General features: G+C 61.4%; 9 protein-coding genes. 7 read left to right on the top strand and 2 right to left on the bottom strand.

The window, feature by feature from the left end; all coding sequences use genetic code 11:
• The coding region (locus tag ACPYOJ_RS33165) for a GntR family transcriptional regulator (RefSeq protein WP_481420036.1) at nucleotides 1-580 on the bottom strand (580 nt) is incomplete at its 3' end.
• Nucleotides 581-692: 112 nt separating this feature from the next.
• Between ACPYOJ_RS33165 and ACPYOJ_RS33160 the strand changes: the two genes are divergently transcribed.
• The 6 genes from ACPYOJ_RS33160 to ACPYOJ_RS33135 all read left to right on the top strand — a co-directional run bounded on the left by ACPYOJ_RS33160 (nucleotide 693) and on the right by ACPYOJ_RS33135 (nucleotide 6083).
• The gene (locus tag ACPYOJ_RS33160; protein WP_481420035.1) at nucleotides 693-1631 is read left to right on the top strand and encodes a methylenetetrahydrofolate reductase; all 939 of its coding nucleotides are present in this window, start codon (nucleotides 693-695) and stop codon (nucleotides 1629-1631) included.
• A 123-nt stretch (nucleotides 1632-1754) separates the two neighbouring features.
• Nucleotides 1755-2432: a 2-dehydro-3-deoxy-6-phosphogalactonate aldolase gene (locus ACPYOJ_RS33155; protein WP_481420034.1), complete on the top strand. Its 678-nt coding sequence runs from the start codon at nucleotides 1755-1757 to the stop codon at nucleotides 2430-2432.
• 348 nt (nucleotides 2433-2780) lie between these two features.
• Nucleotides 2781-3251: a DUF305 domain-containing protein gene (locus ACPYOJ_RS33150; protein WP_481420033.1), complete on the top strand. Its 471-nt coding sequence runs from the start codon at nucleotides 2781-2783 to the stop codon at nucleotides 3249-3251.
• A gap of 13 nt (nucleotides 3252-3264) precedes the next feature.
• Complete coding sequence (locus tag ACPYOJ_RS33145; protein ID WP_481420032.1) at nucleotides 3265-4719, top strand: YncE family protein; 1455 nt, start codon at nucleotides 3265-3267, stop codon at nucleotides 4717-4719.
• A 63-nt stretch (nucleotides 4720-4782) separates the two neighbouring features.
• Entirely contained in the window at nucleotides 4783-5310 is a 528-nt protein-coding gene (locus ACPYOJ_RS33140) for an RNA polymerase sigma factor (protein WP_481420031.1), read from the top strand.
• Nucleotides 5307-6083 (top strand): anti-sigma factor family protein, encoded by a 777-nt coding sequence (locus ACPYOJ_RS33135; RefSeq protein WP_481420030.1) that lies wholly within the window; start codon nucleotides 5307-5309, stop codon nucleotides 6081-6083. The genes ACPYOJ_RS33140 and ACPYOJ_RS33135 overlap by 4 nt, the downstream gene beginning before the upstream one ends.
• 45 nt (nucleotides 6084-6128) lie before the next feature.
• Here the strand turns inward: ACPYOJ_RS33135 and ACPYOJ_RS33130 are convergent, their stop codons facing one another.
• Nucleotides 6129-6899, bottom strand: coding sequence for an inositol monophosphatase family protein (locus ACPYOJ_RS33130; protein ID WP_481420029.1), 771 nt, complete (start codon nucleotides 6897-6899; stop codon nucleotides 6129-6131).
• A gap of 261 nt (nucleotides 6900-7160) precedes the next feature.
• On the opposite strand from ACPYOJ_RS33130, the gene ACPYOJ_RS33125 reads away from it, so the two are divergent.
• Nucleotides 7161-8158: extracellular solute-binding protein (locus tag ACPYOJ_RS33125; RefSeq protein WP_481420028.1), on the top strand; the 998-nt coding region annotated here is incomplete at its 3' end.

Genomic DNA, 8158 nt, shown 5'->3' with positions numbered 1-8158 from the left:
GGCCGGGATAGGTGACCGCGCCGGCAGCAATGACATCACCGCGGCTGAGCAGCAGATCGCAAATTGCGAACAGGGCGCTCTGCGCGCCTCCGGCAACGACGATGCGATCAGCAGTCGCGCCATCTATCCTCTGCCCGAGCCAATTGGCTCCCGCCTGCCTGTCCAGATCCGCGCCATTGCTCTCCTGATAGTGGAGGTTCAGCAAGCCTCGCGAGCCGGCCAATATATCGGAAATCCCCTGCGGAAAGATCTTCCGAAGGTTCGCGGCCTGCGGCTGAGGCGGGATATTCATGCTGAGATCGATCAAGGGCGACGAGCCCTCGGACGAACTGTTCGCCTCCAGAGTTTCGCTGATGAAGCTCCCCCTTCCGGCCTGCGCTTCGACCAACCCCCTCCTCCGGGCCTCGTTGAAAGCCCGTGTGACGGTGGTCAGATCGACATTCAGCACCTCGGCAATTGCCCGCTGCGGCGGCAGGCGCTCGCCGCGCGCGACGCGGCCTGACCGAATATCGGCCTCAAGCGCCTCGACGATCCCGAGATATTTCATGCGGGCGCCTTCAACCAACCGCGGTCGCCACATCTGGCTCACTCCATATGTATGGCTTATTGACATACATTATGTCTACCATGTATGGGGCGTAGATGAAAGCAATAAATTTAAGATCGCTTCTCGGCAACGCGCGGAGATGAGGATGCACGACCTCCATATAGATGCTCAAGGGCGATGGACCGCCAAGCGTCCTCTTTATACGCTGGAGATAACCGGCAAAGACATTGCCCAAATCAAGTCGGCCAGAGAGAGTATCCCGGCAGGAACGCCGATCAACATCGCCTTCCTCGGAAACGAAACGCATCAGCAGCGCATCGAGGCCGCCCGGATCATTCGCGACTGCGGTTTCGAGCCGGTCCCGATCATCTCATCCAGGAGGATCCGATCCCGCGAGGACCTGGATGATCTGGTCGCCGGGTTGATCGGAGCCGCACACCCACGACGGTTTATGTTCGTGGGAGGAGACCCGGCGGTGCCGGCCGGCCCATACGTGGATTCCCTCTTCCTTCTTGGAAGCCACGTGCTCGAGCGTCACGCGATCCGGCATGCGGGGATCGTTGGCTACCCGGAAGGGCATCCGAAGATCGAAAACGACAGACTGTGGGATGCGCTCCGGTGGAAGATCACCTTTCTGAAAGAGGCCGGCTGCTCGATCGAGATCACCACGCAATTCGGATTCGACGCGAGTGCCATCGTAGATTGGATCGCAAAGCTTCGCGGTTTCGGCATCGACGTTCCCGTGAGGGTCGGTGTGCCGGGACCGGCCGACGTCGGCAAGCTGACCCGCTTTGCCCGGCAATTCGGTGTCGCCACATCGGCGGCAGTTCTTCGTCAATACGGTCTCTCATTGACGAACCTGCTTCATCGAGCCGGTCCGGAGCGCTTTGCCGACCGGCTTCTTGACGGTCTTGAAGGTCGCCAATTCGGTCCAGTTCTTTTCCATCTCTATCCCTTCGGGGGTATCCTCGACAGCGTGCGGTGGATGACGGGCTTCCTGACGCAACGCCATGCCGCCATTGATGCCCTTACGGACGGCGACGTTGACGGCCCTCCCTCTATCGCAGCGCCGTCGATTGGGTAGGCCCTGGTCGATCGCGCGGCGATCGTCACCTCAGATCTTCGTCGGCCAAGCAGCCCACGGGCGAAGCACTCGATCGCAGCCATGCAGGCTTATGTATGGCTAACATAAAAAGGACCGTACAAAATGACTACCGCCTTGCAACCGCCATCAATCGTCGGCAGCGCACTACGCGAAGCGCTGCAGGCCTGCCCTCTCATCGCGGTCTTGCGCTGGATCACGCCGCAAGAGGTTGAGAGCGTGACGGAAACCCTCATCCAGGTCGGCTTTCGGCTGATCGAGGTGCCATTGAACTCGCCGGACCCCTATGTCAGCATCGAACGGCTCGCCCGCCGCTTCGGCAGCGAAGTGCTGGTCGGTGCCGGCACGGTCATGTCGCCGGACAGCGTTTCTCGTGTCGGCGATGCCGGCGGCCGGCTGATTGTGATGCCGCATGCGGATACGGCCGTCGTCCGCGCAGCGCGCAAGCATGGCTTCGCCTGCTTTCCCGGCGTCTCCACGCCAACCGAGGGTTTTGCGGCGCTCGATGCCGGCGCCGATGGTCTCAAGATTTTTCCGGCCGAGTCTATGTCGCCGTCTGTTCTCAAGGCTTGGCGCGCCGTCTTCGCCAACGACATTCCGCTCCTGCCGACAGGAGGGATCACGCCGGAGGCGATGGCTTCCTGGGTTGAGGCCGGCGCAAGCGGCTTCGGTGTTGGCGGCAATCTCTACCGCCCCGGGAAATCGCTGAAGGAAATAGCCGACAGCGCCGTCGCCTTCGTCAGCACCTGGCGTGAGATCTCCCACCACCAGACACGCGCATAAGAAAGAGTAGCGCCCGACGATACCGAATACCGGCTACAGCGATTGTAAGCGTCGGTTACGCACTCTGGATGAGGTCCAAAGAGCAGTCACAGGCGATCCAAGGCTGGCCGCGATCAGCGACCGCCTTTGTCTGGACTGCTCTGACGGAAACGAACTCCGAAAGTACTTGATACGCGAAAGCACCTGGCGGGATAACCGCGATCGTATCTCTTACACGCGATGCGGCCATTGCCCGCTGCGGTAGGCAGGATCTCGTCTGACCCGGAAAATTTGTGATCCGGCGGAATAATCCCGCTCCCGCGTTGTCTACCTCCCTGAACCCGCTCTTCAGCCCTCAGGGAGACCCGCATGATTGCACGACATACGAGACGGATCACCGCCACCGCGCTTGTGGTCTCGCTTGCGTTCCCCGCTTTTGCCCATGACCCGGCAGAGCATGCTCGGCGCACAGCATCGTCCACCACCAGCGACGAGGCCCCGTTCATCAGCGAAAACGATGCGGCGATGACCAAGATGATGAACGGCATGGTGGTCAAGCCGACCGGTGACGCCAATCGCGATTTCGTCGAGATGATGATCCCGCATCACCAGGGCGCGATCGATATGGCGCAGGCCTACCTGCGTTACGGCAGCAATGAGCAGCTGAAGCGGATCGCTCAGGAAATTATCGTCGACCAGCAGCAGGAAATCGCCGCCATGCGGCTGGCCCTCGGCGATCCGCTCCCTCCGTCGGAGCCCGCGCCGACGCAGGTCTCCCCGCAGGCCCCCGCCTCCTCCTCCATGCCCGGCATGGACCCCGACATGAAAATGGGCAATTGAAAAGGACCCCGTCATGAAGCCTACCCTTCTCGCTCTCAGCCTTCTCGCCGGCACGATGCTGGCGCCCCTGACGAGCTTCGCCGGCCAGGCGCCGGGTGCTGCCTCCGATCCGGATATTCCGGTCAGCAGCAAGGATCGTGTCTATGCGGCCGAGCAGTTCTCCAACACGGTTTCCGTCACCGATCCCGCCACCAACAAGCTTCTCGGCGTCATCAAGCTCGGCGATCCGCAGCCGGGCAATCTGAGCCCGCTTTATCGGGGGCAGGTCCTCGTCCATGGGATGGGGTTCTCGCCAGACCACAAGACCCTTGCTGTCGTTTCCATCGGCTCCAATTCGGTGACCTTCATCGATACGGCAACCAACACCGTCAAGCGCACCACCTATGTCGGCCGCTCGCCGCACGAGGCCTTCTTCACACCTGATGGCAATGAGGTCTGGGTCACGGTTCGCGGCGAGGACTATATCTCCGTCATCGATGCGCATACCTACGAGGAAAAGCTGCAGATCAAGGTTCCGGCCGGTCCCGGCATGCAGATCTTTTCGCCGAACGGCAAATACGGCTACATCTGCTCCTCGTTCAATCCGGAGACCGTCGTCATTTCCGTCGCCGACCATCAGATTGTCGGCCATATCAAGCAGGAAAGCCCCTTCTGCCCCAACATTGCGGCGACACCTGATGGCAAGCAGGTCTGGTTCACGCTGAAGGATGTCGGCAAGGCGCAGGTTTTCAATGCCGAGGCGCCTTTCGATCTCATCAAGACGATCGATACCGGACCGATCACCAACCACGTCAACATCGTTCACAACGCCAATGGCGAGTTCGCCTATATCACCGTCGGCGGCCTCAACCAGGTGAAGGTCTATCGCACCGACACTTTCGAGCAGGTTGCTACAATTCCGGTCGGTAACCTTCCGCATGGCGTCTGGCCGTCCGGCGACGGCACCCGCGTCTATGTCGGTCTCGAAAATGCCGATGCACTTGCCGCCATCGACACGCTGACGAACAAGGTGATCGCCACCATTCCGATCGGACAGGCACCGCAGGCGGTGAACTACGTCCCGAACGCAGTGCCCGAGGGCGATGGCATGCAGAATCTGCAGCCGCTCGGTGTTGCCGGACAGGCGGTTCACCTGACCTTGCGGGCTCCGAAGACGAAGGAAGCTGTCGCACCTACCAGCGTCTCCCTCTTCGATCAGGGCCTGTCGCAGGTGCTGCAGGCGTCGGTAACCGGTCTACAACCCAAGAAACCCTACATTCTTGCGCTCTCGACGCGGTCCGACGGCACCGGTGACCTTCAGCCGCTGGCTTCGTTCATCACGAATCCGGCCGGCTCGGCGATCGTCAACGCCGTCGGACCAATCCGTCAGATCGTCCAGAGCACCCGGAAGGCGGAGCGCCGCTATCTCGTCGTCGCGGCGGCTGGTGAAAAAGGGCCTGGCGACGTCGTTCAGGTCGAGGCGAAGTAGATCCCTTCCGCCCGCCGCCCGTGGTAGGGGTGGCGGGTGAAAGCTCCTGAAGGCGAAACTCTCATGAGTGACATTCTGCAGCTTGTCGAGCCGATGATACCGGCACTGCGCCGCTATGCGCGAGGCCTGCTGCGGGATACGGCTGCGGCCGACGATCTCGTCCAGGATTGCCTGGAGCGGGTCATAGCCCATTGGCATCGCCGCCGCAGCGACGATCCGCGCACCTGGGTTTTCGCCATTCTTCATAACCTCGCCGTTAACCGCCTGAGGCAGACGGTCCGTCGCGGCGAGCACGTGCCATTTGAAAAGGTGGATGAGAGCGCCTTCGCCCGGCAGCCGACGCAGGAGGACAGCCTGATGCGCCGGGATATCCTCCAGGCGCTCGATAAACTTCCGGATGAGCAGCGCAGCGTGCTTCTGCTGGTATCCGTCGAGGATCTGTCCTATTCGCAAACGGCCGCGGTGCTGGCGATCCCCGTCGGCACTGTGATGTCACGGCTGTCGCGGGCGCGAGAGCGGCTGCGGCAGATACTGGAAAATCCGGGACAGGCAGCACGAGGGCCTGCCGCACACCTTCGGAGAGTGAAATGAGCGTGAAACCGATCTCCGAGGACGATCTTCACGGCTTTGTCGACGGTGCGCTCGACGAGGTGCGTGAAGCCGAGGTTTCGGCCTATCTGGATGCGCATCCGGAAATTGCCGCGCGGATCGAAAGCTACGGCAGGCAGCGTCTCGATTTGCGGGCAGCACTCGATCCCGTTCTGGAAGAGCCGGTACCGAGCCGCCTCAACCTGAGCCGCATGATGGAGACGCGCACCCGAGGCCGGGCTCCGTTTTGGCGCGTGGCCGCCGCTGCGACCGTGCTTCTCGTGGCGGGCGGTTCCGGCGGCTGGCTATTGCACGATTTCTACCAGCCGCCGAGCGAGGGCGTTCTGGCGCTCGCACGCGAAGCATCCGACAGCTTTGCGACCTATGCCTCCGACAGGGTAAGGCCGGTCGAGCTGCGCGCCGACAACATGGCCGAACTGGTCGACTGGGCGACGCAGCGCATGGGCCGCAAGCCGGTGCTGCCGGACCTTTCGAAGTCCGGCTATCGCCTTATGGGCGGCCGTCTCATCGCCACGCCGCACGGCGCCGGGCTGATGCTGATGTACGACAACGACCGTGGCTCTCGCCTCGTCATGCTGACCCGTCCGATGGTAGTCGACCAGAACAAGACGATGACGGCACTTTCCAAGGGCGAGGTCGGCGGATGGAGCTGGGCGGCGAACGGAATGGGTTATAGCCTTGTCGGCGCATTACCACCCGATCTATTGCACCCGCTCGCAGACGACATTCGTCGCCAGGCCGAGCTGGGTGCTTGATCGGCGACTTCTTACCCGTGAGAAGGCCCACTGGGCATGATCCATTCAAGTACGCCGCATCTCCAGCGCTCTCGACGTGCGCTCCACCAATGCCGGCTCTCCACAGACAAAGGTAAACGGCCCCTGCGGCAGACCGGCAGACCAGTCGAGCGAATGAGCACAGCCGGCCTCCGCCGCTATGATCGCCGCGCCCGCCACGTCCCAGATATGTTCCCCGAAGCCGATATAGAGATCGGCCTCGCCGAGGATGACAGGGATCAGACCGGTCACCGCCGATCCCGTCCGCCGATCGGCCAGCCCCAGTTCGTCGCGCACGAAACCTGACAGCCAGCGATCGTTGTCCGTCGACATCCAGGTCGAAACGCCGGTGTAGGCGATACTGAGCTCGGCGGGTGTCCGGCGTGCCGGCAGCTTTTCCCCGTTTCGCCAGACGCCCTTTCCCGCTTCGGCCACGAGCATGGTTCCCTCGACTGGGGCATTCAGGGCTGCGGCGACCGGGCGATCCGACGCCAGGCCGATGGACACGGCCCAGGAGGAACCACCCCGAACGAAGTTATGCGTTCCGTCGATCGGGTCGATGATCCAGGTACGGCCGGATATGCCCGACAGGCTTCGTCCTTCCTCTCCCAGGATGCCATCATCAGGAAAGAGTCGACCGATCCCGGCCGCAATCATCTCCTCCACCGCACGATCCACATCGGTGACGAAATCAAGGTGGCCCTTGGCCGTTACGGATAGTTCTGACAGCGTCTTTTGACGCGACAGTGCCAAGTTTCCTGCTTGAGCAGCCAACTCGCTGATTTCGTGGACTAGCATCGGGTATCTCGCTTTAAATTGAAGCAGTGACGTAAATACAAAAGCCATGCTCATACGTATGCATGAATGTCGTAGGGGCGCGAATGGCGCCTAAAGCAGGCGGCTTGTCAAATGACAGTTTGATGAAAGTCTTACTTTTGAAGGGCTCGGCTTACCCTGCATTATTCATCAAATTGTCACCGAACCTTCAACGGTAATTCGTATTACCACCTTATTCGTTGCCGTCATCAAAACGTGCCAACAGCGCAAAAGGTGGACGCAATGAAACTTCGCACTGTACTCATGACAGCAACGCTTCTCTGTGCGGCTTATGCACAGGCGGGCGCAACCGAACCCGTGGGCGGACCCGACTTCAACATCAAGACCAATGTGGATCTGAAGGCACTGACACCCGCAAATTTCTACGACGTGCTTGTCCCGGCCGCCAAGGCGGAAGGCCAGATCAGCTTCTATGATTTCGGCGAATCGGAAAACGTCATCTTTGCCGAGATCATTCGCCGCTTCGAAGCGAAATACGGCGTCAAGGTCGAATATCATCAGGTCGACGGCGAACAGGCCGTACAGCAGCTGATCGCCGCCAAGCAGGCCGGCCAGCCTTCGCCCGTTGATGTCTTCTGGATGCCCAACGGCTCGGTCCGCGTCGCCGATCAGGCCGGCATAATCGCCAATCTGCCGCTTAACACCATGCTGCCGAGCGCCCCGGACCTTGAAGAGAATGCGGCGACCGTTTCGCGCGGCTACGTCCACGGCGGCAAGGTCGCGCCCTACCACCGCAACGTCACTGCAATCGGCTACGATACGCGAGCCTTCCCCAATGGCACCGAACCGAAGAACTTTGCCGAACTGCTCGCCTTCGCCAAGGCAAACCCGCAGAAGATGGTCGTCACCGACCCGACGCGTGGCGGTTCCGGTATCGGCTTCCTCGAAAGCGCCATCCTGGCGATGACGACCAAGGACTGTCAGGCTCGCCTCTATGACTACACCGTCACGGAAGCCGACGCGGCTGCCTGGGCCAACGGCCCCTGCCTGGACCCGGTCCTTGCCTATTTCAAGGAGCTGCGCCCCAACGTCGAGTTCACCAACGGCAATACGGACTCGCTCAATCTGATGGCAAACGGCCAGGCTGAAGTGGCGACTGTATGGGAAGACGAGGTCTATGACTTCACCGGCCGCGGTCTGCTGCCGCCGACCGTCAAGGCCCGCCTCCTCACCGATGGCGAAGTCGGCGACGGCGATGGCGCCATGATGCCGTCTGGCGC

It is taken from the genome of Rhizobium sp. SVR5-9E (assembly GCF_056755095.1).
This window is presented reverse-complemented; position numbering and strand designations above follow the sequence as displayed.

Excerpts from the sequence above, each read along its gene's own strand:
- ACPYOJ_RS33160 (WP_481420035.1), top strand. The coding sequence starts at position 693 with ATGCACGACCTCCATATAGATGCTCAAGGGCGATGGACCGCCAAGCGT.
- ACPYOJ_RS33155 (WP_481420034.1), top strand. The coding sequence starts at position 1,755 with ATGACTACCGCCTTGCAACCGCCATCAATCGTCGGCAGCGCACTACGC.
- ACPYOJ_RS33150 (WP_481420033.1), top strand. The coding sequence starts at position 2,781 with ATGATTGCACGACATACGAGACGGATCACCGCCACCGCGCTTGTGGTC.
- ACPYOJ_RS33145 (WP_481420032.1), top strand. The coding sequence starts at position 3,265 with ATGAAGCCTACCCTTCTCGCTCTCAGCCTTCTCGCCGGCACGATGCTG.
- ACPYOJ_RS33140 (WP_481420031.1), top strand. The coding sequence starts at position 4,783 with ATGAGTGACATTCTGCAGCTTGTCGAGCCGATGATACCGGCACTGCGC.
- ACPYOJ_RS33135 (WP_481420030.1), top strand. The coding sequence starts at position 5,307 with ATGAGCGTGAAACCGATCTCCGAGGACGATCTTCACGGCTTTGTCGAC.
- ACPYOJ_RS33130 (WP_481420029.1), bottom strand. The coding sequence starts at position 6,899 with ATGCTAGTCCACGAAATCAGCGAGTTGGCTGCTCAAGCAGGAAACTTG.